The organism is Chloroflexota bacterium, from assembly GCA_018825785.1.
Taxonomy (GTDB): domain Bacteria; phylum Chloroflexota; class Dehalococcoidia; order JACVQG01; family JAHKAY01; genus JAHKAY01.
The window spans coordinates 19,688-45,587 of record JAHKAY010000006.1; the positions used below are offsets into that span (position 1 = coordinate 19,688).

Consider the following 25,900-nt stretch of genomic DNA (forward strand, 5'->3'; position numbering starts at 1 on the left):
AGTAGCCGGGCGAAAGGATTTTCCTAGGATTCAATTAGCTTTGGCTGTGTGCCATCTACCAACTTGAAGGTGCCGGGTGCAACCTTTTCCCACGATGCGCTATTCTTGAGTAGCATATAGATATGAGAGGCAAGATTCGCTCGTTTGGCAGCACTCAACTTATTGTCAAAGATAAAGTTGGTTGCCATTGCGTAGTGCACTAAGCCGTCCCGCTTTTTGGCTAGAGTCTTGAGAATATCCATGAGCGTCATGTCCCGAAGTTCGCTAATTTGGTTAGCACTTGCCCAAGAGTCTCGGATTGACAGAGATTTTACTCCATTAGGGAAGAGAAGCAAGACCCGCTCTAGAGCCTTCAAGTCAGCATCAAGCGTAGCTACTTGACTCCCTAGGTGTTGGAGTTGCTGGCGTTTGTCATTGAGAAGCTTCGAAAGCTCTTCTCTGACTAGCGCATTTTCTTCACCCATTTGTGAACTCCTTTCTTTGCATTTGTTTCAAAATGCTTTTAGTTCTTGTCTTGATAAGGCAAGATTGCCTTGTCCTATAGTCATGATACGGAGGGTGGGAGATTCGAACTCCCGGGCCTGCGTACACAGGCCGACCGATTTTAAGTCGGTTCCAATGGACCTCTCTGGCAACCCTCCGGTAAATAGGGCGGGGCCGGATTTGAACCGGCGAATCGACACCTTGCAAGGGGTCGCCGTTAGCCTGACTTCGGCACCCGCCCTGTGGCTAGAGTTGAGTATGTTTGCCGACATCTCACCTCTAGTTTATTCCTTTTCCCCCAAAAGTCAATTAGTGTTTTGGTACTGCTTTTATTGGGTGGTCAGGACAGTTTGTGCCAGCGAGTTTCAGCAGCTTTCTTGGCGATTTCTTTCGTTGCTTAGGGGTGAGCTTGTTAGCCCGTGCCAGCCCGCCCTAAATTTCCCACCTAGTTTTCCCTTCCTTTGTGGGCCCCCGTCCGGGGTGTATAATAGAATGTTAAATTATGGCTACCAAACAGGATTACTACGGGGTCCTGGGCGTTTCCAGGGATGCCAGCGAGGAGGACATCAAGAGGGCCTTCCGGCGGCTCGCTTTTCAGTGCCATCCCGACCACAACAGCGAGCCCAGGGCCGAGGAGAAGTTCAAGGAGCTCAACGAGGCCTACGAGGTCCTCTCCAATCCGGAGAAGCGGGCAGCCTATGACCGCCGGCGGGAGTGGGGTGACGACTTTGGGGGCCTTGGCCCAGGCGGCCTGGGGGATATCTTTGAGTCCTTCTTCGGCGGGATAGGCACCCAGGCCCGCCGTGCCCCGCAGAGGGGGACAGACCGGCAATACAGCCTCACCCTCTCCTTTGAGGAGGCCGTCTTCGGCTGTGACAAGGAGATAGGGATGGAGAGGCTGGAGGTGTGCTCCGTATGTCATGGCCGGCAGGCGCGCCCGGGGAGCCAGCCGGAGACCTGCCCTCATTGTCGTGGAAGGGGCCAGGTGCAACGGGTGCAGCAGAGCCTCTTCGGCCGCTTCGTCCACATAACAGCATGTGAGCACTGCAATGGGGAGGGGCGGGTGGTCACCGACCCCTGCCCTCACTGCAGGGGGAGGGGCAGGGAGAAGCTCAGGAGAAGGCTGGTGGTCTCCATCCCGGCAGGGGGGGAAGATGGCTCCCGGCTGCATCTTCCAGGACAGGGGGATGTGGGGGAGAGGGGTGGCCCCCCTGGCGACCTCTATATCGACCTCGCTGTGAAGCCCCACCGCCATCTGCACCGGGAGGGGGAGGACCTGCTCCTGGAACTGCCCATCAACCTGACCCAGGCCGCCCTGGGGGACAGGGTGGAGATTCCCACCCTGGAAGGCCCCCATACCCTCCATGTGCCCCCCGGTAGCCAGTCGGGCCAGGTGCTCAGGGTAAAAGGGAGAGGGGTGCCACGGGGCAGGGGGAGAGGGGACCTGCTGGTCCGGCTCAATGTCCTCACCCCCAGGACCCTGGACAAGAAACAACGTCAGCTCCTGGAGGAGCTGGCCCGCACTCTGGAAAAGCCCAAACTTGTTGAGGACAGATAAGCCCACCCGGGGGCTTTGAGCTTTGAAGTGGCTTGAGGTCCGGGCCCGGGTGGGGCCGGGGGAGGCCGATGATGTGGCCGCCCTCTTGGGCCGCTTCGGCCGGGGAGGGGCGGTGGTGGAGGAGGGGCCTCAGGGCCTCATGGTCAAGGCCTATCTCCCCGTGGACCGGGCCCTCCCCAAGAAGAAGGAGAGACTCTACACTCTCATCGGTCATCTCTCCCTTATCGTCTCGCTGAAGCTTGAGGAGGAGGTCCTGGAGGAGGAGGACTGGGCCCTGGCCTGGAGGGCCCATTTCACCCCCCTTCATATCGGCCGGCTGGTGATAAAGCCCTCCTGGCACAACTGTGCCCCTGGCCCGGGGGAGACCGTCCTGGAGCTGGACCCCGGCCAGGCTTTTGGCACCGGCCACCACCCCACCACCAGGATGTGCCTTCTGCTCCTGCAGAAATACCTCCGCCCCGGTATAGAGGTGCTGGACCTGGGCACCGGCTCGGGCATCCTGGCCCTGGCCGCCGCCAGGCTGGGGGCACGGAGCGTCCTGGCCCTGGACACCGACCCCCTGGCGGTGAAGGCCGCCAGGGAAAACGTCCGCAGGAACGGCCTCACGGGAGCCATAAAGGTGAGGAAAGGCACCCTGGCCCCCCGGTGGGGGTATTTTGACCTCATTGCCGCCAACCTCACGGCAAGGCCCGTCCTGGAGCTACTGCCTGCCCTCTCCTCTTCCCTCAAGACAGGGGGGGGTCTCATCGCCGGGGGCATAATCGCGGACCGGGAGGAAGACGTGAAGAAGGGGCTCCTTGCAGCGGGCCTGAGGCTCCAGGAAAAAGCGGCGGAAGGGGAGTGGCGCACCCTGGCCGCCTGCAAATAGCAGCACCGGTCCTTCCTCAGCCCCGAGGCTGTGGGGCAGTCCCGAAACGGGATTCCTTGCTATGCTAGATGCTTCGCTATGCTCAGCATGACACACCTATGTTGTCACCCTGAGCGAAGCGAAGGGTCTCTGCTCATTTCTGTGGCAGGAATTATTGCAGCTAAGCACTTGTCAGGAAAAGCTCTCAGGCAAGCCCGCGTTTGAACACCCGGCTTTGCCGGCGGAGGCCAAAGTGTAAAGCTCAGGTCAGGAAGAAGGCGCCACCGCTGTAGATGAAATAGCCTGCCAGGGCCAGGAGGAAAAGGCCGCTGGCCGTCATCAGCCCCCGGTAGATTCTTGTGGCAAGGCCCCGGCTCACCAGGACCCCCACCAGGCTATACCAGGAGAGGTCGGAGAGGATATGGCCGAAGTAGAAGACCAGGAGGCCCAGCAACCCCATCCCCAGGGCCCAGACGACAAAGGTGCTGCCCACAGCGGCCCACCACAGGAACCAGGTGGGGTTGGCCAGGCTCACCACCATCCCACCCAGCACAGGAAAGGCCCTGCGGGATGGGCTGGCCGATAATACCGGCCCCTCCATCTTCTGCCGGAGGAGCCTCAGCCCCATCCACCCCAAGAACAGCCCCCCCAGGATGCCGATAAGTGCAACGACAGGCCCCTTCTGGAGCAAGGGGCTCAGGCCCAGCGCCAGGGCGGTCACCAGGGCCGCCTCTACAAGGCCGTGGCCCAGGACCATCAGGGGGGCTGCCCAGAAACCCCTCCGGGCCGTCTCGGCGATGCTCAGGGCCAGCATAGGCCCGGGGATAATAGACCCGGAAAACCCCACCCCAAAGGCAAGAAGAAAAAGGGAAACAAGCTCGGCCAAAAACTATCGGCCTCGGCTCTGGCCCAGAAGGCCCATGATGGCCTCCCGGGGGTCCCCTTTCTCAAAGAGGACCTGGTACACCGCCCGGGTGATGGGGGCATCCACCCCCAGCTTCTCCGCCAGGAGCCTGGCGCCCCGGGTGGTAGGGATACCTTCGGCCACCTCCCTCAGGGAGGCGGTTATCTCCTCCAGACGGCAACCCCTGGCCACCTCCAGGCCCACCTGGTGGTTGCGGGAAAGGGGGCTCATAGAGGTGACTATCAGGTCCCCCACCCCTGCCAGGCCGTAAAAGGTCCTATCCCGGGCACCGGCGGCCACCCCCAGGGCCATCATCTCCTCCAGGCCACGGGCCATGAGGGCGGCCTTGGCGTTGTCCCCGTAGCCCAGCCCCTCGCAGATGCCCGCCGCCAGGGTGATGACATTCTTCAGGGCCCCCCCCAACTCCACCCCCACCACATCAGCGCTGGTAGAGATATAAAGGTTGGAAAGGCAGAGAAGCCCTTTTGCCTCCTCGGCCACCCTCTCCTCCTGCGAAGCCACGACGGCGGCAGCCGGGAGGACCTGGACGACCTCCCGGGCCAGGTTGGGGCCGGAGAGGGCACAGAGTCCAGGACGGAGCCCCGGTCCCAGCTCCTCGGCCAGCACCTGTGTCATCCGCAGGGCGGTTTCGGCCTCCAGCCCCTTGGACACACTCAGTACGATGGGCGAGCCAGAAAGAGACCCCTTTATGGCCCGGACATTCTCCCTCATGCTCTGAGAAGGGACCGCCATGATGACCATCTCCGCCCCCTCCAGGGCCTCCTCGGGGCGGGGGGTGACCCCCAGACGGGAGGGGAAAGGGACACCCAGGGAAGGGCTCTGGCGGCGGGCCTGTAGCTCCCCGGCTTCCTCCTCGGTGCGGGCAAGGAGCTTCACCTTCGCCCCCCCCTGGGCCAGGCGGATGGCCAGGGTAGTGCCCCAACTGGTAGTGCCGACAACGGCTATCCGGCTCATCCCCTCTTCTCTGCCTTGCTCCCCAGTTTCCTCTCCGTGCCGGAGAGGAGGCGGTAGATATTGTCCCGGTGCTGGAAGACCACCAGGGAGCCTCCGGCGAGAGCGAAAACAAAGGGCTCCCTCCCCCCCCCAAGTGCCCAGACCAGAAGGCCCAGGACCACCCCCAGCGCCATCCCCAGCAGGGAGCCCAGGGAGGCATACCGGGATAGGGCGATGACCAGAAGGCCAAAGATCCCCCCCGCCAGGGCTATCCTCCAGTCCAGGACGAAGAAGCTACCCAGGAAGACCAGGACCCCCCTTCCCCCCCGGAAGCCGAGATATAGGGGCCAGTTGTGCCCCAGCATAGCCGCCAGGCCCCCCGCCAAGGCCCCCGGCATGCCTTTCATCAAGTAGAAGCCCAGATAGGCCGCCCCAACCCCCTTCAAGATATCGGTCGCGAAGACCACCATGGCGGTGCGGGTGCCCAGGGTTCGCAGGACATTGGTGGCCCCCAGCTTGCCACTGCCATACTGCCTCAGGTCTACACCCCTGAGCCTCCCGGCGATGAAGCCAAAGGGAATAGCCCCGATAAGATACGCCAGGACAGCAGTGGCCAATCCCTCCAGCATCAGGTCCGTTTCCCGGCCTTTTCCTTATGGGACCTGGCTTTCAAAATCAGCTTCAGGGGGGTGATGTATCCGAAGGCCTGACGCAGGCTGTTCTCCAGATAGCGGAGGTAGGTTGCCGGCAGGGCCGGCCGGCTCACCTCAAGGAGGAAGGTGGGGGGATTGACCCCGGTCTGCGCCACCGAAAGGAGGCGGAAATCACGCCTGCCTCTCAGGGGGGGAGGGCGGAAGGCCACCGCGTCATTGACTACCTTCGCTAACTGGGCGGGGGGAAGCTGCCGCAGACGGTCCTGATATACCCGGCGGGCGATGAGCAGGACCTGCTCTATACCCCAGCCCCGCAGGGCGGAGATAAAGAGCAAAGGGGCGTAGGGCATGAAGACCAGCCGCTCCCTCACCATCTCCTGGTAGGCCAGGGGGTCGGGCTTCTCCACCAGGTCCCATTTGTTTATCAATATTACAAGACCCTTACAACTCTCGTGCGCATAGGAGACGATGTGAAGGTCCTGGGCCATAACGCCCTGGTGGGCCTCAACCAGGAGGAGGACCACATCGGAGCGGGCAATGGCCCTGAGGGCCCGGAGGACGCCGAAGTGCTCTATCCCCGCCTCTACCTTTGCCCTCTTCCTTACGCCGGCGGTATCAATGAGCAGGATGGGCTGGCCCTCAAACTGGAAGGGGGTATCCAGGGCGTCCCTGGTGGTCCCAGGCAACTCTGACACCACCGCCCTCTCCTGGCCCAGGATGCGGTTGAGGAGGAGGGACTTGCCCACATTAGGCCTGCCCACTATCGCCACCTTCATCCCCGGGGCCTCCTCCTCTTTCCCCGCCGGGAGGAGGAGGAGGAGGCTGTCCAGCAGGTCGCCTGTGCCTTTTCCGTGGTAGGCACTGATGGGGTTGGGGTCCCCCAGGCCCAGCCGGTAGAACTCCGGGGCCATCATCTGCTGGCGAGGACTATCGGCCTTGTTCACCACCAGCAGAACGGGCTTCTTCTGCACTCTCAGCCTTTCGGCGATTTCCTCATCAGAGGGGGTGAGGCCCCCCTTGGCATCCACCAGGAAAAGGATGACATCGGCCTCGGCCAGGGCCATCTCCACCTGCTGTTTCACCTGCTGGAGCAAGCTCGTGGAGGGGTGGACCTCCAGGCCTCCAGTGTCCACGATGGTAAACTCCCGCTCCTGCCAGGAGACATCCGAATATATGCGGTCCCGGGTGGTGCCGGGAATATCTTCCACAATGGCCAGTGGCCTTCCCACCAGGCGGTTAAAAAGGGTGGACTTGCCCACATTGGGCCTGCCCACTATCGCCACGATGGGCAGGCTCATCCCAGGACCTCGGCGAGGAGGGCCCGCTGGAGATGGAGACGGTTTTCTGCCTGGTCAAAGACCACCGACTGGGGGTGCTCCAGGAGGCCAGGGGAGACTTCCTCACCGCGGTGGGCAGGGAGGGGGTGCATGAAGAGGGCACCCTTTCCCGCCCGCGCCAGGAGGCCCTCGTTGACCTGATAGCCCGAAAAGGCCTTCCTCCTGGCCTCCGCCTGGGTCTCCTGCCCCATGCTGGTCCAGACATCTGTATAGACCACCTCCACCCCCGCCACCGCCTCTTGAGGCCCCTCATAAAAGGATAATCTGGCGCCCCCTACCCGGGCAAGGGCCTGGGCCTTCTCCACCACTTGCGGCCCGGGGCCGTAGCCCTGGGGATGGGCCATGTGGAAGTCCACCCCCATGAGGGCCGAGGCCAGCATCAGGCTGTGGCAGACATTGTTGCCGTCCCCAATATAGGCCAGAGCCACGCCCTCGAGCCGGCCCTTCTTCTCCTTTATGGTCAGGAGGTCGGCCAGGGCCTGGCAGGGGTGCTCCTCATCGGTGAGGGCATTGATGATGGGGATGGCGGCCCACCGGGCCAGGAGGGCCAGGTCGGCCTGGGCGAAGGTGCGGACTACAATGGCCTGGACATAGCGGCCCAGGGTGCGGGCCACATCGGGGATGGCCTCCCGCTTCCCCAGCCCTACCTCCGCCTGGGAGAGGTAGATGGCCTTCCCCCCCAGCTGGGATACCGCCACTTCAAAGCTTACCCGGGTGCGGAGGGAGGGCTTCTCAAAGAGGAGGGCTACAGCCTTGCCCTGGAGCCTGGGGGTGATGGGGCCCCGCTTCATCTCCCCGGCCACCTGGAGAAGGCGCTCTATTTCCGCAGCCGTGAGGTCGGCCACGGAGAGGAGGCTCTTCCCCTTCACGCCTCAACCTTCTCTATCCGGTAGCGCCGGACCCCCGCCGGGGTGGTCACCTCCACCACCTCCCCTTCGTGCTTGCCCAGGACCCCCCGCCCGATGGGGGAGGCTACCGATAGTTTTCCTCTCTCCAGGTCCGCCTCCCTGGGGTCCACCAGGACATAAGAGACGCTGGCCCCCGAGGCCAGCTCCATCAGGGTAACCCGGTGGCCGGGGGCCAGCCCCCGTCCCTCCTCCCTCCTGGCCGTTGCCCTGGCCAGCACCCCCTCCAGCTCCGCAATACGGGATGATACCTTGGCCATCTGTTCCCGGGCCGCATCCAGGGGGGCGTTCTCCCGGAAGTCCTTGTCCTCCCGGGCCCGCTTTACCTCCCCCACCAGTCTGAGCCTCTCCGCCTGGAGGGCTTCCAGGTCCTGCTTCAAGTGCTGTCTCCCCTCCTCGGTGAGGAGGCTGGGCTGGGGGGTCTCCCCGGCCGGGGACACCCGGGCCGGGGTCTTCTTGGCCCGGAGGTGGACGGAGAGGTTGGTGGGGGTGAGCCCCTCCTTCTTGGCGAAAGTCAGGAAGGCACGTACCGGCTCCAGCTTCTTAATGTCCACCCCCTGGTCAGCTAACCTTTCGGCGTAGTTGCCTGTTTCCGGAGGGGTGAGGGCGGAAAGGGGCCTGTCCCAGCCATACCAGCGGACGAAGCGGTAGACCTCCTGCTGGGAAGACTCCTTTTCCTGGGGGGGAAGGCTGGCCAGGTAGCGGACGGCGGCCTCGCCCAGGGAAAGGTTCGCTTTCATTATAGGGGTATTTTAGGCAGGGCGCTCCCCCCTGTCAACGCAGAGGGGGCCCGAGATAGACCAGAAAGGGCAAGGGGGATATAATCGGGGGACATGGGGACCCTTTATCTGGTGGCCACGCCCATAGGCAACCTGGAGGATATCACCCTGCGGGCCATGCGCGTGCTGAAGGAGGTGGGGCTGGTGGCCGCCGAGGACACCCGCACCGCCCGCATCCTCTTCCGCAAATACGGGATAGAGACGCCCCTTATCAGCTACCACGACTACAACAAGAAGGCCAGGCTCCCCCGCCTGCTGGAGGTGCTGCAAGGGAAGGATGTGGCCCTCATCTCCGAGGCGGGGATGCCGGGGATAAGCGACCCTGGCTATGAGCTGGTGGTTGCCTGTGTAGAACGGGGGATAAAAGTCGTGCCGGTCCCCGGCGCCTCCGCCATCCTCACCGCCCTGGCGGCCTCGGGCCTCCCCACCAATTCCTTCCTCTACCTGGGCTTTCTGCCTCGCAAGAAGGGGGAAAGACGGCGGCTCCTGGAGGCCCTGGCCCCTTTGCCCCATACCCTGGTCTTCCTGGAGGCCCCCCACCGCCTATCCAAGGGCCTGGAGGACCTGCGGGAAGTGCTGGGGGAGAGGCGGATGGCGGTGGGGCGGGAGCTGACCAAGCTCCACGAGGAGTTCTTCCGGGGGACTGTCAGCCAGGCCCTGGAGCATTTCTCCCAGCCCCGGGGGGAGTTCACCCTGATTGTTGAGGGGGCACTCAAGGGAAAAAAGGAACTGGGGCCGGAAGTGGAAGCGGAACTCCTGAGGCTGCGCCAGGAGGGGCTGAGGGCAAAGGAGGCGGTGGCCCGGCTGGCTTCAGAGACAGGCCTCCCCCGCCGGGAGCTGTACCGGGCCTGGCTTGGGGCAAAAAGGGCCCCGTGAGCCCCCTCTTTATTCTCTCCCTTGTCCTGGCGGGGGTGGGGACTGGTATCTATGGAAGCCTGGTGGGGCTGGGGGGAGGCTTTATCCTGGTGCCCCTCCTCCTCTATCTATACCCTGAGGAAAGTCCCCGCATCATCACCGCCGTCTCCCTGGCGGTGGTCTTCTTTAACGCGCTCTCGGGGAGCCTGGCCTATGCCCGGATGCGGCGGATAGACTACTCCACTGGCCTCCCCTATGCCCTGGCCACTGTCCCCGGGGCTCTCCTGGGGACAGTGGCCTCCCGCTACGTCAGCCGGGAGGTTTTTGACCCCCTTTTCGGCCTGATGCTTGGCGCCGTTTCCCTCTTCCTTCTACTGCGCCCCCAGGCCCGGCTCTCCCTGCCCCGGGCCAAAACCAAGAGGGTGGTGGTAGACGGCTCCGGGCAGGTCCACGCCTACCGGACCAACCTGGGGCTGGGGGTGGGGCTGAGCTTCCTGGCGGGGTTCGTTGCCACCAGCCTGGGGCTCGGAGGGGGGGTCTTCCACATCCCCATCCTTATCGGCCTCCTCCAGTTCCCGGTCCACATAGCTACCGCCACCTCCCACTTTGTCCTCTCCATTACTGCCTTCACCGCCAGCCTGGCCCACCTCATAGGCGGGGCCTACTCCGGGACCTGGCAAATAGTGCTCGCCCTGGGGGCCGGGGTGATAGTGGGGGCCCAGGTGGGGGCAAGGCTCTCAGAAAGGGTGGCGGGGCCCCTCCTGGTCCGCCTCCTGGCCGTGGGCCTCCTCCTGGTGGGGGCAAGATTGCTCTGGCAAGGCCTCACCGTCTAGTGCTAGAATATGACCTTGATGCCTGATAAGGTTTTGGTCTGTGTCGCCTGGCCCTATGCCAACGGCCCCCTCCACCTGGGCCACATCGCCGGGTGCTATCTCCCCGCCGATATCTTCGCCCGCTACCACCGTGCCAAGGGGGACCGGGTCCTCATGGTCTCCGGCTCCGACCAGCACGGCACCCCCATCACCCTCCGGGCGGAGCAGGAGGGGAAGACTCCCCAGGAGGTAGTGGCCCGCTATCACCAGCAGTTCCTGGAAAGCTGGCAGAAAATGGGCATCTCCTTTGACCTCTTCACCGCTACCGGCACCCCCAACCACGCCCGGGTGGTCCACGACATCTTCCTCACCCTTCTCAAGAAGGGCTACATCTACAAGGACACCATGGCCCAGCCCTACTGCCCCAAGTGCAGGCGGTCCCTCCCCGACCGCTATGTGGAGGGGACATGTCCCTTCTGCGGGTTTGAGAACGCCCGGGGGGACCAGTGCGATAAGTGCGGGAAGCCCCTCAACCCCACCGACCTGGTGAAAGCCCGCTGCCGCACCTGCGGCACCACGCCACAAACAATCCAGTCGGAGCATTTCTTCCTGCGCCTCTCTGCCTTCCAGGAGGGGCTCCTTTCCTGGGTCAGAAAGCAAGCCCACTGGAAGCCCAGTGTCCTCAACTTCACAATCAATTATCTGGAGGAGGGGCTCAGGGACCGGGCTATCACCCGGGACATTGAATGGGGCGTGACGGTGCCGGTGGAGGGGTTTGAGAAGAAGCGAATCTATGTCTGGTTTGAAGCTGTCATCGGGTATCTCTCGGCCAGCCAGGAGTGGGGGGAGGGGTGGCGGGAGTTCTGGGAGGGGGATGCCCGCGCCTACTATTTTATTGGCAAGGACAATATCCCCTTCCACTCCATCATCTGGCCCGCGATGCTCATGGGCTACGAGGGGCTGAACCTGCCCTACGATGTGCCCGCCAACGAGTTCCTCACCCTCCAGGGCAAGAACTTCTCCACCAGCCGCAACTGGGCGGTCTGGGTGCCGGATTACCTGGAGAGGTATGACCCCGACCCCCTCCGCTATCTCCTCTCCGCCAACATGCCGGAGTCGGCGGATGCCGACTTCTCCTGGCAGGAGTTCTACCGACGCAACAACGATGAGCTGGTGGCCACCTATGGCAACCTGGTCCACCGGGTGCTCACCTTCCTCCAGCGCCACTATCAGGGGCGGGTGCCCCAGCCCGGCCCCCTGGACGCGGAGGGCCAGGCCCTGTGGGAGAAGGCCCGGCTCACCCTGGAGGCCGTGGACAAGAGCCTGGCCCTCTGCCACTTCCGGGAGGCTACAAGGGCGGCGATGGCCCTGGCCCAGGAGGCCAACCGCTACCTGGAGGTGAAGTCCCCCTGGAAGGCCGTGGCCCGGGACCGGGAAGGGGCGGGCACCTCCCTCTATGTGGCCCTGGGGGTTATCGCCTGCCTGAAGACGGTCTTCTACCCCTTCCTCCCATTTAGCTCCGCCAGGCTCCACCATCTGCTGGGCTTTGAGGGGTCGGTGGAGAAGGCGGGCTGGGGATGGCAGGTGCCTGAGCCGGGAAAGCCCCTCCCTCCGCCCCAGCCCCTTTTCACCAAGCTTGAGGAGAAGGCCCTGGCCGAGGAGTTGGCCCGCCTGGGCCCGAGGTAGCCTGTGTCCCCAAAAATCCTCCAATTATTCGGGGACCCCGAGACCTAGCTTGGAACTCAAAGAAATATACAGGCCCATCCAGGGGGACCTGGACCGGGTGGAGAAGGAACTCCGGACTCTTTCAAGGAAGGAGTTCCCCCGCCTGGCCCCCCTTCTGGAGCATATCCTGCCCCAGACCGGCAAGCGCCTCCGCCCTGCCCTTACACTCCTGGCCGGCCGGCTCTACGCCAGGAACTCCAACAGGCTCATCGCCATGGCTATGGCCGCGGAGCTCTTCCACACCGCCACCCTTGTCCACGACGATGTGGTGGACGATTCCGGGGTGCGCCGGGGCCGGCCCACCGTCCACAGCCTCTGGGGTAAAGGGGCAGCCCTCCTTCTGGGGGACTACCTCTTCTCCCTCTCCGCCGACCTGGTGGCCTCCACCCGGAACATGAGGGTCATTGACATCTTCGCCGATACCCTGAAGACCGTCTCCCGGGGGGAGCTGGGGCACAACCTGAGCCCGGGGGAGGAGAGGGGAAAGCGGCGGGCATACTACCGGTGGATAGGGGCCAAGACGGCCTCGGTCATGGCGGCGGCCACCCAGGCAGGGGCGATATTAGGGGGAGCGCCAGAGGCGGGGGTTACGGCCCTGGAAGAATACGGCCAGAGGTTTGGCCTGGCCTTTCAGGTTGTGGACGACATCCTGGACTTCACCGGGGAGGAAGGTGAGTTGGGCAAGCCCGTTGGCTCCGACCTCTTCCAGGGGGCCCTCACCCTCCCCGTGCTTATCCTTTTGGAGCGGGACCCTAAGAGCCCACTGGCCCGGGGCGAGGAGAGTCGCGAGAAGGCCCGGCGGACGGCCCGCCACATATCCCACTCCCCCGTCATCAAGGAATGCTACACCATAGCCCGGCGCTTCTCCTCCCAGGCCCTCCGGGCACTGGAGCCCCTCCCCCCCTCCCCCGCCCGGGAGTCCCTGGCCGCTTTGGTCCAGTACAACCTGGAACGGAGAAGATAACCCTCAGGCCTCCACCTCGCCGTCGGGGTTGTGGGTCTGCATGAGGGCGGCGTACTGGGGGTGGAGCTTATGCCAGTATATCTTCTCCAGCTTGTCCATGAGCTCCGCGGGGGTGGAGCTGTAGACCACCTCTGCCCCGGTCTCCTTCTTGACCATCTTGATAATGTCGTCCAGGTGCTCGGTGATGCCCCCGGTGCCCAGGAGGACGCCGATGACCTTCCCCTCGTCGTAGGCGATGGCGAACTCCCCCAGGGTCCCCGAGCGGCCACCGGCCAGGATGACCACATCGCAGGAGCGGATGTTGTCTATCTCCCGGCCCATAAGGCCGCTCCCGGTATAGATGATGGCATCATAGCCCCTAGTGGGGGACTTGTATTCCTCTACATGCTTTCTCAGGTTCAGGGCGGGGGAGATGCCTATGACGGTCCCCCCCTCCGCCTTGGCCCCCTTCGCAGCCTCGTGGGGGAGGCCGGGGCAGGCCCCCGTGATGAGGACGTGGCCCCTCCGGGCAATCTCCCTCCCCAGCTCATATAGCTTATCCAGCACCCTGGGCTCCATTTTTCCCCCAGCGGAGCCCATGACCCCCACGCTCATGTGGGGGAAGAGTTCGCGGTGCTCTCCCTCGTATAGGTTCATTCAACCCTCGCTTTGAAGTTCAGCAAACCAAGGGGGATTCTGACCTTCTGACTTCTTTATTAGCTCGGAGTTTTCCCCGCCAGCGAGATCGATAGTGGGATCGCCAAGCTAGATTTAATACCCAAAGCCTGAGTAGATTGCGATGCCTAATTCTGATCCTGCGCCAAATAGAAGGCAAGCTAAAGAACTCCCTCAACGCCCAGATTGTACCCCTTTGTAATGCTTCTCTTGACATCAATTTTGGCTCATAGACCACATCATCATCATACCTTGACCAGTCTTTGGTAACTATGCGACCAGCTTCGCCTAGAGACTTAAATAGAGCGGTGCCGGGAAGGGGGGTAAGAACAGCGAACCCGGCAGACTCCAGCCTCATCCTCTGGGCAAAACGAACCGTGCGCCCAAAAACACTTTCGTCATCGTCATCCAAGCCTACGATGAAGGTGCCATGGATAGCGATGCCGCGGGAGTGAAGCTTTCTGATTACGTTTTCATAGTCATCTGCCACATTGATCTTCTTCCCCACCGCTACCAGATTAGCTGGAGATAGTGACTCAAACCCGATGAGTAGGGCAACGCAGCCGCTGGCGGCTGCCAGTTGGAGCAGTTCTTCATCCCTCGCTATGGTGACCGAGGCCTGGCCGCCCCACTTGATTTTATAGGGAATAAGGGCACGAAAGAGCTCCTTGGCGAACCTGGGGTTGCCGACGATGTTATCGTCAACGAAGGCAATGAATTTCTTCTCTTTGAATGTCTCTATCTCCTTAAGGATTTCTTCCACCGGGCGGCAGCGATAGCTACGGCCAAAGAAAGAGGTAACTGAGCAGAAGGCGCAGGAATTGGGACAGCCTCTGGTGGTCTGGAGGGTGTGACTGACGAAGTACGCCCCCTCGTCAAACAGGTCTCGCCGGGGAATAGGTAGGCCGACCAAGCTGGGCCGCTCAGGCTGCCCGTATATTCTTTGTAGCTTGTTCGCCTTGAAATCCTCGAGCAGATTTGGCCAAACTTCCTCGGCCTCCCCGATGACCACGGAATCGGCATGCTGACTTGCCTCTTCGGGCAGGAAGCTAGGATGTACACCCCCTAAGACAACTTTTACTCCTCTGGCTCTGAAGGTATCGGCGATGTCGTAGGCCCGTTGCGCCGTGAGAGTTAGCACCGTGATGCCCACCAGGTCGGTGTCCTTTTGGAGATCAATAGCTGTAACATTCTCGTCAGTTATGGAGACTTCGACCTCCGGCGGGGTTAACGCGGCGAGCATGGCGAGGCCCAGGGGCGGGATCAGGCCCCTTTTTCGCTTCCGGCTACCCTCTTGCCTGGCAGGGGCAATGAGCTCAAGTTTTATTGGGACTCCCTTCCTCTTGTGGCGATAAGGACGCTATGGCCAGACCAGCATTCTTGTGCCACGCCTCACGCAATGCCTGGCTTCATCCTAGCCTTTGGCCCATTTCCACCCGTCGGGGAAGACCTCTTTCTTCCACAGGGGGACGGATTTCTTGAGCTGGTCAATGGCAAAGCGGCAAGCGGCGAAGGCCTGGCGGCGGTTGGGGGCGGAGACGGCGATGGCGACTCCTGTTGCTCCCACCTCCACCCTTCCCAGGCGGTGCAGAATGGCCACCTCCAGGGGCCCCCACCGCCTTCTCATCTCCTCCTCAATCCCCTGGAGCCTTTTCTCGGCCATAGGGGGATAGGCTTCATACTCAAGGCGCAGCACCTTCCTGCCCCGGGAGCTGGCGCGGACCGTCCCCAGGAAGAGGACCAGGCCACCGTGGTCGGGGTTCCTGACCAGGTCCAGGGCCCTTTGGGGCTCCAGGGGCTCTGAGGTTAGCTCAACCACAGGCCCCGCCGCTGAAGGGAGGGAGGAGGGCCACCTCGTCCCCTTCCTTGAGGGGGGAGTGGAGGGGCTTCATCTCCCCGTTTATGGCCATCAGGGGCAGGTAGTCTTTGAACCGGGGGAAGGTCCGGTCCAGGGTTTCCTTGAGGTCAGCCAGGGTGGCCCCTTTGGCTACTGCTACCTCCACCTCCCTCCGTTCCAGGAGCTCCCGGTAGAAGGCAAAGGGGAGGATTTTTATCTTGAGGGACACCTTAAGCGGAAGGGGCGGGCTGGGGGACGGGCTCCTGGAAGAGCGTTGCCAGGGCCTCCCCCTCAATGGTCTCCTTGGCGATGAGCTCCTGGGCTATATGGTTGAGCTTGGCCCTCTTCTCTCGGAGGATGTCCTTGGCCGTCTGATAGGCCTCGTTGATGAGCCTGTGGACCTCCTGGTCTATCTCCAGGGCCACCTTTTCGCTATAGTTGCGCTGCTCAGAGATCTCCCTGCCCAGAAAGACCAGCTCCTCCTTGCGGCCGAAGGCCCTGGGGCCCAGGAGTTGGCTCATGCCGTATTCCATTACCATCTTGCGTGCTATCTTGGTGGCCTGTGCAATATCGCTCTCCGCCCCTGTGGAGAAGTCCTGAAAGACCAGTTCCTCAGCGGCCCTGCCCGCCAGGCTTACCGCCAGTATATCCTTGAACTGAGAGCCGGTCCAGATGCGGCGGTCCTCGGTGGGGAGGAGGCGGGTATAGCCCCCCATCATCCCCCGGGCCACGATGGATATCTTGTGCACCGGGTCGGCATGGGGAAGCGTCCTGGCCACCAGGCCATGGCCGGCCTCATGGTAGGCGGCCAATTCCTTTTCCCGGGGGCTGATTACCCGGCTCTTCTTCTCCGGGCCAGCGATGAGCCGGTCTATGGCCTCCTCCATCTCCGCCGTGCCGACAGTCTTCTTGTTGCGGCGGGCCGCCAGGATAGCCGACTCGTTCACCAGGTTAGCCAGGTCGGCCCCGGAAAAGCCCGGGGTGAGCCGGGCGATGGTCTCCAGGTTCACGTCGGGCTCCAGGGGCTTCCCCTTTGCGTGGATCTGGAGGATAGCCTTCCGGCCGACGATGTCTGGCGGGTCCAGGACCACCTGCCGGTCAAAGCGGCCCGGCCTGAGGAGTGCAGGGTCCAGGATATCGGGGCGGTTGGTGGCAGCGACGACGATGACATTGGTGTTGGTATCAAAGCCGTCCATTTCCACCAGTATCTGGTTCAGCGTCTGCTCCCGTTCATCGTGGCTACCGCCCAGGCCGGCCCCCCGGTGGCGGCCCACGGCATCTATTTCGTCCACAAAGATAATGCAGGGGGCATGGCGTTTGGCCTGGTCAAAGAGGTCCCGCACCCTGGCCGCCCCCACCCCCACGAACATCTCCACAAACTCGCTGCCCGAGATAGAAAAGAAAGGCACCCCCGCCTCCCCGGCCACTGCCCGGGCCAGGAGGGTCTTGCCCGTGCCGGGGGGCCCCACCAGGAGCACTCCCCGGGGGATGCGGGCTCCCAGGGCATGGAATTTCTCCGGGTTCTTCAGAAAGTCCACCACCTCATGGAGTTCCTGCTTGGCCTCATCCACCCCGGCTACATCGGCAAAGGTCACCGGGGACCGTGCGCCGGCGAAGATGCGGGCCCGGCTCCGGCCAAAGTTCATGGCCTGGGAGTTGGCCCCCTGGGCCCGCTGGAGGATGAAGATGAAGACTAGGCCAATCAGGACAAGGGGGAGGTAGGTGATAATCAAGGCAACCCAGTTCCTCCCCGCTGAGCGGGGGACTATCTCCACCCGTCCCGGCCCGGAAAGGCTTACCCCCTCCTTCCCCAGGAGGTCATAGAGCTCCGCCGTGCTCCCCTGGAAGGGGGTTATGTAGAGGGGGCTGCCATCTACCCTGGGGATGGCAGTAAGGGTCTCCCCCTGCTGCTCAATGGCCTTTATCTCCCCCGCCCTGGCCCGCTCCAGAAGCTCGGTAAGGGATACCTCCTCCTTCGCCTGGGAAGCAGGGAAAAGGCTGGAGAAGAGGGCCACCACTGCCACCATGAGCAGCAGCCAAAGAAAACTGTTCCTCAACCAACGTCCGCCCATCGCTGCTATATTATAGCACCAAAAAAGCCCCAGGCCTATTCATTGACGCCCGGGGGGTGCCGTGCTATTATCTTCCCAAAAGAGGATGAAAGAGGTCAGGGACCTTTCCCCAGAGGAGCTGGCCGAGAGGGTAAAGGCCTGCACAGACTGCCGCCTGAGCCAGGGCCGTAACCTCGCAGTGCCAGGGGAGGGGAAAGACGGGTCCATCCTCTTTGTTGGGGAGGGCCCGGGCTGGCATGAGGACCAGATGGGCCGTCCCTTCGTAGGCCCCGCCGGCAAGTTCCTGGAGGAGCTCCTGGGCTCCATCGGTCTCAAGCGGGAGGAGGTATTCATCACCAACATGGTAAAGTGCCGGCCCCCGGGCAACCGGGACCCCCTGCCCGATGAGATTGAAACCTGCCGAAAGTATCTGGACCGTCAGATAGAGCTCCTCAGGCCCAGGGCGATAGTCAGCCTGGGCCGCCACTCTCTGGCCCGTTTCTTCCCCGGCAAGACCATCAGCCAGGTCCACGGCTCCTGGCGCAAGGAGGACTCCACTATCTACTTCGCCATGTATCACCCCGCCGCCGCCCTCCACCAGGGAAGCCTGAGAAAGGTCATCCAGGAGGACATTCTCAAGTTACCCCAGGCCATCCGGGAAGCGGAGAAGGACCGGGGGGAAAAGCCCACCCGGCAGCTCAGCTTCTTCTAGGCTACTATGGCTAAAGACAGGCTTAAGGTCATCCCCCTGGGCGGGCTGGGGGAAATCGGCAAGAATATGCTGGCCCTGGAGTTGGGCGGGGATATTATTGCTATTGACTGCGGGCTGATGTTCCCCAAGGAGGGGATGCTGGGGGTGGACCTGGTCATCCCCGATATTTCCTATCTCCAGGAGAGAAAGGACCGCCTGCGGGGCATCATCATCACCCATGGCCATGAGGACCATACCGGGGCCCTCCCCTATGTCCTGCCCAAGCTGGATGTCCCGGTCTATGCCACCACCCTCACCCGGGGCCTTATCCAGGCCAAGCTCAAGGAGCACGGGGTCAAGGCCAGGCTGGAGGTGGTGCGGCCGGGGGGGGAGGTGAGGCTGGGGGCCTTCCGGGTAGGGTTCTACCAGGTCAGCCACAGCATCCCCGATGGCGTGGGGCTCATCATCCATACCCCCCTGGGCACCATTGTCCACAGCGGCGACTTCAAGCTGGACCACACCCCCGTGGACGGCCGGCTCACTGACTTATCCCGCCTGGCCAAGGCAGGGACGGATGGGGTATTGCTCCTCTTCTCCGATTCTACCTATGTGGAGCTCCCCGGCTATACCCCCTCGGAGAAGGTGGTGGGGGAGACCCTGGACAGGATTATGGCCGAGGCCCCGGGAAGGGTTATCATCACCACCTTTGCCTCCCTGGTATCCCGCACCCAGCAGGTCCTCCGGTCGGCCGCCCGGCATGGCCGGAAGGTCTTTGTCCTGGGCAGGAGCATGCAGGATACGGTAAAGATAGCCACGAAGCTGAAATATCTGGAAATACCCCCCGGCACCCTGGGCCAACTGGAGGAACTGCCTGGACTGCCCCTACCCAAGGTGGTCCTCCTCATCACCGGCAGCCAGGGGGAGCCTACCTCCGCCCTGGTAAGGATAGCCCGGGGGGACCACCCCAGGGTGCGCATCTTGGCCGGAGATACCGTGGTCATCTCCGCCTCCCCCATCCCCGGCAATGAGGCCCTCATCAACCGCACCATAGACGCCCTCTTCAGGCTGGGGGCCCAGGTCCTCTATGATAAGCTGGCCCGGGTCCATGTCCACGGCCACGGCAGCCAGGAAGAACTGAAACTGCTTATCAACCTGGTCCACCCCAAATACTTCGTCCCCATCCACGGGGAATACCGCCACCTCAGCCTCCATGCCAGCCTGGCCCAGTCCCTGGGGATGCCCAAGGAGAATACCGTTGTCCTGGAGGACGGGGATACCCTGGAAATCGGCCCCAGGGGGGGCCTGGTGATGGAGCACCTGCCCATCAGTAGTATCTATGTGGACGGGCTAGGCGGGGTGGGGCCTGTGGTGTTGAGGGACCGTCAGAGCCTGGCCCATGACGGGGTGGTAATGGTGATACTCACCCGGGAAAGACGCTCCGGCCGGCTGGTGGGAAGGCCCGATGTGGTCTCCAGGGGCTTTGTGGAGGAAAAGGAGTGGCAGGCACTGGCAGAAAGGAGCCGGGACCTCCTCACCCGCCAGCTGGGCCACGGCAAGATAGAGGGCCTTGTCCAGGACAGGGTAAAAGATGTCCTGGGGCGGTTCTTCTACCAGGAGACCCACCGCCAGCCCATGGTCCTACCGGTGGTGGTAGAGGTCTAAAATGGGCCGGGCCGCAAGAAGGCCTTCCCTCTGGGGCACCCTGGGGATCATTCTCTTGGTGGCGGCGCTGGTGCTCCTCTACTATGAGCTCCCCGAGTTGCCGGACATGACCCAGGAGTGGGCTGACTGGGCGTACGAGCTCATGGGCGTGGGGCTTGCGCTTCCTGCTTTCTTCCTCCTCGTGCTTCTCACGCTCTGGCGTCTGGGCCGATTCTCATTCATCTGGCGGCGGAGATGGCTTGCCCTCCTGTCCTTTTCCTTAGCCGGCTGGGACATAGCCACCCTGACCGACTCCAGCTATGGGGGAGAATGGGGGCAGCGGTTCCTGGGACCGCCTACCTGGATAGCTTTCCTGCGCCTGGCGGTCCTCTTTTACCTGGGCCTCATCTTCTGGTCCCCCCGTCTTACCCTGAGAGTTACCCGGCGGGTCCTGCTTCTTATAGAGCGGCCCTTCCTCTTCCCGCTGCGCTTGCGGCTGCGGCGGCCCCGGCCCGCCGAAGCGCCCGTTGAACTGTCCCGCATGAAAGAAGAGGAACAGGAAGAAGCCCCACCCAAGCAGCCACCAAAGCCTTCCACCCCCCCTGCCCCCGCCCGCCTCAAGAAGGTTGTCATGGAGGTATGGAGGAAGAGGGCTCCACCCCCCGTCCCAGTCCAGCCCATCCTTACCGCCTCGGGGTGGGAGTTGCCCCCCCTGGAGCTGTTGGACATCAGCCCTGAGGCAGAGGCAAGACCTATGGACAACGAGAAGCGGGCCCACCTGCTGGAAGAGGCCCTGTCCAGCTACGGCGTAGAGGCCAAGGTGGTCCAGGTAAATGTGGGCCCCTCGGTCACCCAGTTCGGGGTGGAGCCGGGCTGGGAGCGGCGCTTCCGGGAGCTGAAAGAGAAGGACAAGAACGGTAATGTCCGGGTCCGCAAGGAGGAGGTCTCCCGCACCCGGGTGAAGGTGGAGAGGATTGTCTCCCTGGCCAACGACCTCGCCATGGCCCTGGCTGTCGCCGCTGTCCGCATTGAAGCCCCCGTGCCGGGCAAGCCGCTGGTGGGGGTGGAGGTGCCCAACACCTCCTTCGCCACGGTGGGCCTCAGGAGCGTTATGGAGAGCGCTCCCTTCCAGCGCCTCCGGCCCAAGGCCGCGCTGGCCCTCGCCCTGGGCAAGGGGGCCGGGGGGGAGGTGGTGGTGGCCGACCTGGCCAAGATGCCCCATCTCCTCATCGCCGGGGCCACCGGCTCGGGTAAGACCGTCTGCCTCAACGCCCTCATCTGCTGCCTTATGATGTATAACACCCCCGAGGAACTCCGGCTGATGATGGTGGACCCCAAGCGGGTGGAGCTGGTGGCCTATAACCGGGTCCCCCATATGGCCTTCCCCATCATCGTGGACCGGGAGAAGGCTGTAGAAGCCCTGCGCTGGCTCAATCTCGAGATGGATAACCGCTACAAGAAGTTCGCCGAGGTCGGGGCCAGGAATCTTGATGACTACAACAAAAAAATCCGGCCCCCCCTGCCCAGCCTCGTCCTCTTCATAGACGAGCTGGCTGACCTGATGATGGCCGCCTTTGAGGAGGTAGAACACGGCCTCTGCCGCCTAGCCCAGCTGGCCAGGGCCACGGGCATCCACCTGATAGTGGCCACCCAACGCCCCTCGGTGGATGTGGTCACCGGACTTATAAAGGCCAACTTCCCCACCCGCCTCAGCTTTGCCGTATCCCAGCTAGTGGACTCCCGCACCATCCTGGACATGGCCGGGGCGGAAAAGCTCCTGGGGAGGGGGGATATGCTCTTCCTCCCCACCGAGGCCACCAAACCCAAGCGCCTCCAGGGCTGCTATGTCTCCGATGCCGAGATAGAAAGGCTGGTGGCCTTCTGGTCCCGCCAGAAAGGGCCCGTTGCCCCGATAGCGGAGCCCACCGCCCCCGCTGCCAAAGAGGGGGAGGATTCCCTCCTGGAAGCTGCCCGCAGGCTCTCCAAAGAGCACCGCAAGCTCTCCGCCTCCTTCCTCCAGCGCCAGCTCCAGGTAGGCTACCCCCGGGCCGCCAAGCTCATGGAAGCCCTGGAAAAAGAGGGCCTGGCCGCCAAAGAAAACTCATAAGGGCTACTTCCTGAGGGGCGACAGGAGCTCCAGGTCACGGCGCAGGTCAATAATGCGGTCGCGGATGAGGGCGGCCTTCTCATACTCCAGCTCCCGGGCCGCCTTCCTCATCTGGCCCTCCAGCTCCCTGATTAGCTTGAGAATGCCCTCGGCGGTGGCGGGGGTGGAGACCTCATAGGGGGCCCGGGGCTCCGCCACCACCCTGATGCGCTCGGTGATGTCCCGGATGGCCTTCCTTATCCCCTGGGGGGTAATGGCGTGCTCCTGGTTATAGGCCGTCTGGATGTCCCGCCGGCGCTGGACCTCGTCCATGGCGGCCTTCATTGAGCCAGTAATGGTGTCGGCATACAGGATGACATGGCCGTCCACATGGCGGGCAGCCCGCCCCATGGTCTGGATGAGGGCCCCGGCGGAGCGCAGATACCCCTCCTTATCGGCGTCCAGGATGGTCACCAGGCTGACCTCCGGCAGGTCCAGGCCCTCCCGGAGGAGGTTTATGCCCACCACCACATCATAGACCCCCCGCCGGAGGTCCCGTAGAATCTCTACTCTTTCCAGGGTCTCTATCTCCGAGTGGAGATAATGGGTCTTGATGCCCATCTCCCGGAGGTAGTCGGAGAGCTCCTCGGCCATGCGCTTGGTGAGGGTGGTGACCAGGACCCTCTCCCCCCTCCCCACCCGCACCTTTATCTGCTCCAGAAGGTCGTCTATCTGCCCCTTTGTGGGCTTCACCTCCACCGAAGGCTCAAGGAGCGCTGTGGGGCGGATGAGCTGCTCCGCTATCTGCTCGCTGTGCGCGTATTCATAGGGGCCGGGGGTAGCCGAGACATAGATGACCTGGTTCACCCGCTCCTCAAACTCCTCAAAATTAAGGGGACGGTTGTCCAGGGCCGAGGGCAGGCGGAAGCCGTAGTCCACCAGGGTCTGCTTCCGCGAGATGTCCCCGTGGTACATGCCCCTTATCTGGGGCAGGGTCATGTGGGACTCGTCTATGAACATCAGGTAGTCCTGGGGGAAGTAGCCCAGGAGGGTCCAGGGAGGGCTGCCCGGTGGCCTGCCCGAGAGGTGGCGGGAGTAGTTCTCCACCCCCTGGCAGTATCCCGTCTCTCTGAGCATTTCTATATCGTAGCGGGTGCGGTTGAGGAGGCGCTCCGCCTCCAGGAGCTTGCTCTCCGCCTTGAGCTCTTTGCCCCGCTCCTCCAGCTCGGCCTCAATGGCCTGGAGGGCCCGGGAGAGCGCGTCGGGCGAGGTGACAAAGTGCTTTCCGGGGAAGATGTCAATCTCCTCCCTCGTCCCCAGTATCTCGCCGGTGAGGGGGTCCACCTCCAGGATACGCTCAATAACATCGCCCCAGAACTCTAGCCTTATGGCGGTCTCCTCGTAGGCGGGCTGGAGCTCCAGGGTATCCCCCCGCACGCGGAAGCGCCCCCGGGTAAAGTCCACATCGTTGCGCTCATACTGCATGTCCACCAGGGAGCGCAGGAGCTTCTGCCTCTGGACCCTCTGCCCCTTCTTGAGTTTGATTACAAAGCTGTAATATTCCTCCGGGGAACCCAGGCCATAGATACAGGAGACGGAGGCCACGATGATGACATCCCTCCTCTCAAAGAGGGCCTTGGTGGCGGCATGGCGGAGGCGGTCTATCTCCTCGTTGATATCCGTTTCCTTCTCAATATAGGTATCGGTGCGGGGGACATAGGCTTCGGGCTGGTAGTAGTCGTAGTAGCTGACGAAATACTCCACGGCGTTATCCGGGAAGTAGTCCTTGAACTCGGAGGCGAGCTGTGCGGCCAGGGTCTTGTTGTGGCAGATGACGAGAGCGGGGCGCTGGAGCCTTTCCACTACATTGGCCATGGTGAAGGTCTTCCCCGACCCCGTCACCCCCAGCAGCGTCTGCCGGCGGAAGCCCCTCCCCAGCCCCCCGACGAGCTTCTCCACCGCCAGGGGCTGGTCCCCCGTCATGCGAAAGTCAGAGACTATTTGAAAGTTGGGCATCATGCCAAGCTTATATCTAGTTGGCAGTTGGCTACGGGCCGTATTGCTATCCTCTTTTCGGCTTTCTTGCCGTTCTTACAGGTGATTCTAATTGTGCCATGCAAATCACGAGAGCCATCGCCAATCTTGCGAAGTGACGATTTGGAATAGCCTATCTCAGTTGGGGCAACAACGACACCGGTCTGAATGCCTCTGGCGCAAGTGTCCACTTCTCTCATATCTCCCACGTTCAGGGTCAACTCGGACGCGCCTCCTACCCAACAGAGTTGGTAAGCTTCAGGCGCTGAATCCAGAAGTAACCAAGCTACACAGTTTTCAGCGGCACAGTCTAGGAATCCCTTCTGGTGGTTCTCCACCTTCAGGCGGTAAGCATTGTAATCGTTATCAAAGCCGCCTGGGACCTGTGTTATGGGCCCAATGTGGAAAGCTTCTCTCGACACTGACACCAGTTCAACTCTTGGTGACTTAAGTTCGTCATACAGGAGTTTCGAGACGAATCCTAGCACCAGGCCAATTACGAGCTCAGGCATACCTTTCCTCTTTCCAGGGGTCGGCGGAGTTGGAGTAGCCGCGTTTCTCCCAGAAGCCGGGCTCCTGCTCCCGGGTGAACCGAATCAGCCGCACCCACTTGGCGCTCTTGTAGATGTATTTGTGGGGCACCACCAGGCGCAGGGGCCAGCCGTGCTCCGGGGCCAGGTCCTCGCCGTCCAGGCGGTAGGCCAGGAGGACATCTTCCCTCAGGAGGTCATCCAGGGGCAGGCTGGTGAAGTAGCCGGCCTCGGCCTCTATGGTGGCAAAGCGGGCCTCGGGCCGGGGCCGGGCCAGGTCCGCCAGGGTCTGGAAGAGGACGCCTTCCCAGTCGTTGTCCAGGCGGGTCCAGCCGGTGACGCAGTGGACGTCGCTCTTCCTCACCACCCGGGGCAGGGCCAGGAACTCAGGCCAGGAAAAGCGCAGGGGCTTTTCCACCTCCCCCTCCACCCGCAGGTCCCAGGTCTTGGGGTCAAACCTGGGCACCGACCCCACGTGAAGGACCGGCAGGTCCCTGACCAGGTGCTGGCCGGGGGGCAGCCGGGAAGGGTCCATCTATCCTGCCCCCAGGCTCTGCAATGCCAGCTTTATTCTATCCTCCAGGCTGAGGGCTTTCTCCTGGGGGAGGGAGGAGAGGGCGCGGGTGGCCTCGGCCAGGGTGTAGCCCAAATTGGTCAGGGCGGAGAGGACCTCGGCATCGCCCTCGGAGACGGGGACAGGGGACACCAGCTTCTCCAGCTTGCCTTTGAGCTCCAGGATGAGCCGCTGGGCGGTCTTCTTGCCTATCCCGGGCACCTGGGTGAGCAGGTCCTCGTCGCCCGAGGCGATGGCCAGGGTGAGCCGGTCCGGGGGGAGGGCGGAGAGGAGGACCAGGGCCAGCTTTGGCCCCACCCCCCTCACCCCGATTAGGCTCTGGAAGAGGCCCAGCTCCTCGGCGGTGGCGAAGCCGTAGAGGGCCAGGACTTCCTCACGCAGATAGAGATGGGTATGGAGCTCCACCTCCTTCCCCACCGGGCCCAGGCGGGCCAGGCTTGAGGCGGGGATGTGGACCTGGAAGCCCACCCCCCCCACCCGGACCAGGGCCCAGCCCGGCCCCCGTCCCTCGAGCACCCCTTTCAGGCTGGCAATCATTTCTCCCCTACAAGCTCCTGCCGACGGGAGTGGTAGAGATGGCAGAGGGCCACGGCCAGCGCATCGGCGGCGTCGGGGCCGGGGGTCTCCTCCAGGCCCAGCTGGAGCCTTACCATCTCCTGCACCTGCCCCTTCTCCCCCCTCCCGTAGCCGGCCACGGCCCCCTTTATCTGGGTGGGGGAATACGAGCGGATAGGTATTCCCCTACCGGCACAGGCCAGGAAGGCCAGGGCCTGGGCCTGCCCGACGGCGATGGCCGAGCGGGGGTTCTTGGCCACAAAGGGCTCCTCCACCGCCGCCTCATCAGGGGAGTGCTTGTCCAGAATCTCCTCCAACCCCTTGTAGATAAAGAGCAGTCTTTCCCCGAGGGGCCGGCGGGGGGCGGTGAATGTCCCCCAGGCCAGGGCCTTAGGCGGGTCCCCCTCAATGAGGCCGTAGCCCATAATCTGAGTGCCCGGGTCCAGGCCCAGGATGCGCCTATTTTCCATG

At 63.0% G+C, this 25,900-nt stretch carries 26 protein-coding genes and 2 tRNA genes; 9 read left to right on the forward strand and 19 right to left on the reverse strand.

All coding sequences use genetic code 11. The features are described from left to right. Positions 1-23: 23 nt before the first annotated feature. The 3 genes from KJ624_00980 to KJ624_00990 all read right to left on the reverse strand — a co-directional run bounded on the left by KJ624_00980 (position 24) and on the right by KJ624_00990 (position 724). The gene (locus KJ624_00980) at positions 24-464 is read right to left on the reverse strand and encodes a hypothetical protein (protein ID MBU2008415.1); all 441 of its coding nucleotides are present in this window, start codon (positions 462-464) and stop codon (positions 24-26) included. 88 nt (positions 465-552) lie between these two features. Then, positions 553-641 (reverse strand) — tRNA-Leu (locus tag KJ624_00985). A gap of 7 nt (positions 642-648) precedes the next feature. After that, positions 649-724: transfer RNA gene (locus KJ624_00990), tRNA-Ala, on the reverse strand. A 261-nt stretch (positions 725-985) separates the two neighbouring features. Between KJ624_00990 and dnaJ the strand changes: the two genes are divergently transcribed. Both dnaJ and prmA read left to right on the forward strand, forming a co-directional pair. Beyond that, the gene (gene dnaJ, locus KJ624_00995) at positions 986-2,041 is read left to right on the forward strand and encodes a molecular chaperone DnaJ (GenBank protein MBU2008416.1); all 1,056 of its coding nucleotides are present in this window, start codon (positions 986-988) and stop codon (positions 2,039-2,041) included. 22 nt (positions 2,042-2,063) lie between these two features. Then, a complete protein-coding gene (gene prmA / locus KJ624_01000) occupies positions 2,064-2,909 on the forward strand; it encodes a 50S ribosomal protein L11 methyltransferase (protein MBU2008417.1) in 846 nt (281 codons plus the stop codon). A gap of 241 nt (positions 2,910-3,150) precedes the next feature. Here the strand turns inward: prmA and KJ624_01005 are convergent, their stop codons facing one another. The 6 genes from KJ624_01005 to KJ624_01030 form a co-directional block, all read right to left on the reverse strand. Then, positions 3,151-3,702 carry a LysE family translocator gene (locus tag KJ624_01005; GenBank protein MBU2008418.1) on the reverse strand — a complete coding sequence of 184 codons (552 nt, stop codon included), beginning with the start codon at positions 3,700-3,702 and terminating at the stop codon, positions 3,151-3,153. Positions 3,703-3,777: 75 nt separating this feature from the next. Further along, a complete protein-coding gene (locus KJ624_01010) occupies positions 3,778-4,767 on the reverse strand; it encodes an NAD(P)-dependent glycerol-3-phosphate dehydrogenase (protein ID MBU2008419.1) in 990 nt (329 codons plus the stop codon). Next, positions 4,764-5,375: a glycerol-3-phosphate 1-O-acyltransferase PlsY gene (gene plsY / locus KJ624_01015; protein ID MBU2008420.1), complete on the reverse strand. Its 612-nt coding sequence runs from the start codon at positions 5,373-5,375 to the stop codon at positions 4,764-4,766. The genes KJ624_01010 and plsY overlap by 4 nt, the downstream gene beginning before the upstream one ends. Then, on the reverse strand, positions 5,375-6,697 hold the full coding sequence (gene der, locus KJ624_01020) for a ribosome biogenesis GTPase Der (protein MBU2008421.1): 1,323 nt from the start codon (positions 6,695-6,697) through the stop codon (positions 5,375-5,377). Before der ends, plsY begins: the two co-directional genes overlap by 1 nt. Continuing rightward, positions 6,694-7,605: an ornithine carbamoyltransferase gene (gene argF, locus KJ624_01025; GenBank protein ID MBU2008422.1), complete on the reverse strand. Its 912-nt coding sequence runs from the start codon at positions 7,603-7,605 to the stop codon at positions 6,694-6,696. The genes der and argF overlap by 4 nt, the downstream gene beginning before the upstream one ends. After that, on the reverse strand, positions 7,602-8,381 hold the full coding sequence (locus KJ624_01030; GenBank protein MBU2008423.1) for a transcription elongation factor GreA: 780 nt from the start codon (positions 8,379-8,381) through the stop codon (positions 7,602-7,604). The genes argF and KJ624_01030 overlap by 4 nt, the downstream gene beginning before the upstream one ends. A 93-nt stretch (positions 8,382-8,474) precedes the next feature. Between KJ624_01030 and rsmI the strand changes: the two genes are divergently transcribed. The 4 genes from rsmI to KJ624_01050 are packed head-to-tail and all read left to right on the forward strand — an operon-like array spanning position 8,475 to position 12,776. Further along, positions 8,475-9,296: a 16S rRNA (cytidine(1402)-2'-O)-methyltransferase gene (gene rsmI / locus KJ624_01035; GenBank protein MBU2008424.1), complete on the forward strand. Its 822-nt coding sequence runs from the start codon at positions 8,475-8,477 to the stop codon at positions 9,294-9,296. Next, on the forward strand, positions 9,293-10,108 hold the full coding sequence (locus KJ624_01040; protein ID MBU2008425.1) for a sulfite exporter TauE/SafE family protein: 816 nt from the start codon (positions 9,293-9,295) through the stop codon (positions 10,106-10,108). Before rsmI ends, KJ624_01040 begins: the two co-directional genes overlap by 4 nt. A gap of 18 nt (positions 10,109-10,126) precedes the next feature. Then, entirely contained in the window at positions 10,127-11,773 is a 1,647-nt protein-coding gene (gene metG, locus KJ624_01045; protein MBU2008426.1) for a methionine--tRNA ligase, read from the forward strand. A gap of 49 nt (positions 11,774-11,822) precedes the next feature. Further along, entirely contained in the window at positions 11,823-12,776 is a 954-nt protein-coding gene (locus KJ624_01050) for a polyprenyl synthetase family protein (GenBank protein ID MBU2008427.1), read from the forward strand. Between the two features lie 3 nt (positions 12,777-12,779). Here KJ624_01050 and KJ624_01055 read toward each other — a convergent pair whose 3' ends face one another. The 5 genes from KJ624_01055 to ftsH all read right to left on the reverse strand — a co-directional run bounded on the left by KJ624_01055 (position 12,780) and on the right by ftsH (position 17,339). Continuing rightward, positions 12,780-13,370 (reverse strand): hypothetical protein, encoded by a 591-nt coding sequence (locus KJ624_01055; protein ID MBU2008428.1) that lies wholly within the window; start codon positions 13,368-13,370, stop codon positions 12,780-12,782. Positions 13,371-13,431: 61 nt separating this feature from the next. After that, positions 13,432-14,757 (reverse strand): B12-binding domain-containing radical SAM protein, encoded by a 1,326-nt coding sequence (locus KJ624_01060; GenBank protein ID MBU2008429.1) that lies wholly within the window; start codon positions 14,755-14,757, stop codon positions 13,432-13,434. A gap of 87 nt (positions 14,758-14,844) precedes the next feature. Then, positions 14,845-15,249 carry a molybdenum cofactor biosynthesis protein MoaE gene (locus KJ624_01065; GenBank protein ID MBU2008430.1) on the reverse strand — a complete coding sequence of 135 codons (405 nt, stop codon included), beginning with the start codon at positions 15,247-15,249 and terminating at the stop codon, positions 14,845-14,847. Continuing rightward, complete coding sequence (locus KJ624_01070; GenBank protein ID MBU2008431.1) at positions 15,242-15,496, reverse strand: MoaD/ThiS family protein; 255 nt, start codon at positions 15,494-15,496, stop codon at positions 15,242-15,244. The genes KJ624_01065 and KJ624_01070 overlap by 8 nt, the downstream gene beginning before the upstream one ends. A gap of 1 nt (position 15,497) precedes the next feature. Then, positions 15,498-17,339, reverse strand: coding sequence for an ATP-dependent zinc metalloprotease FtsH (ftsH, locus tag KJ624_01075; GenBank protein ID MBU2008432.1), 1,842 nt, complete (start codon positions 17,337-17,339; stop codon positions 15,498-15,500). 85 nt (positions 17,340-17,424) lie between these two features. Here ftsH and KJ624_01080 point away from each other — a divergent pair, with 85 nt between their 5' ends. The 3 genes from KJ624_01080 to KJ624_01090 are packed head-to-tail and all read left to right on the forward strand — an operon-like array spanning position 17,425 to position 21,757. Next, positions 17,425-18,030, forward strand: a complete 606-nt coding sequence (locus tag KJ624_01080) for a uracil-DNA glycosylase (GenBank protein ID MBU2008433.1) — start codon at positions 17,425-17,427, stop codon at positions 18,028-18,030. A gap of 6 nt (positions 18,031-18,036) precedes the next feature. After that, a complete protein-coding gene (locus tag KJ624_01085) occupies positions 18,037-19,671 on the forward strand; it encodes a ribonuclease J (protein MBU2008434.1) in 1,635 nt (544 codons plus the stop codon). A gap of 1 nt (position 19,672) precedes the next feature. After that, positions 19,673-21,757: a DNA translocase FtsK gene (locus KJ624_01090; GenBank protein MBU2008435.1), complete on the forward strand. Its 2,085-nt coding sequence runs from the start codon at positions 19,673-19,675 to the stop codon at positions 21,755-21,757. A 3-nt stretch (positions 21,758-21,760) separates the two neighbouring features. Here the strand turns inward: KJ624_01090 and uvrB are convergent, their stop codons facing one another. From uvrB to ruvC, 5 genes are read right to left on the reverse strand one after another with little or no spacing between them, the layout of a single operon-like run. Continuing rightward, positions 21,761-23,752 carry an excinuclease ABC subunit UvrB gene (gene uvrB, locus KJ624_01095; GenBank protein ID MBU2008436.1) on the reverse strand — a complete coding sequence of 664 codons (1,992 nt, stop codon included), beginning with the start codon at positions 23,750-23,752 and terminating at the stop codon, positions 21,761-21,763. Further along, the gene (locus KJ624_01100) at positions 23,752-24,282 is read right to left on the reverse strand and encodes a hypothetical protein (protein ID MBU2008437.1); all 531 of its coding nucleotides are present in this window, start codon (positions 24,280-24,282) and stop codon (positions 23,752-23,754) included. The genes uvrB and KJ624_01100 overlap by 1 nt, the downstream gene beginning before the upstream one ends. Continuing rightward, entirely contained in the window at positions 24,275-24,835 is a 561-nt protein-coding gene (locus KJ624_01105) for a sulfite oxidase-like oxidoreductase (protein MBU2008438.1), read from the reverse strand. Before KJ624_01105 ends, KJ624_01100 begins: the two co-directional genes overlap by 8 nt. After that, complete coding sequence (ruvA, locus tag KJ624_01110; GenBank protein ID MBU2008439.1) at positions 24,836-25,411, reverse strand: Holliday junction branch migration protein RuvA; 576 nt, start codon at positions 25,409-25,411, stop codon at positions 24,836-24,838. Further along, entirely contained in the window at positions 25,408-25,899 is a 492-nt protein-coding gene (ruvC, locus tag KJ624_01115) for a crossover junction endodeoxyribonuclease RuvC (GenBank protein ID MBU2008440.1), read from the reverse strand. The genes ruvA and ruvC overlap by 4 nt, the downstream gene beginning before the upstream one ends. Between the last annotated feature and the right edge of the window lies 1 nt (position 25,900).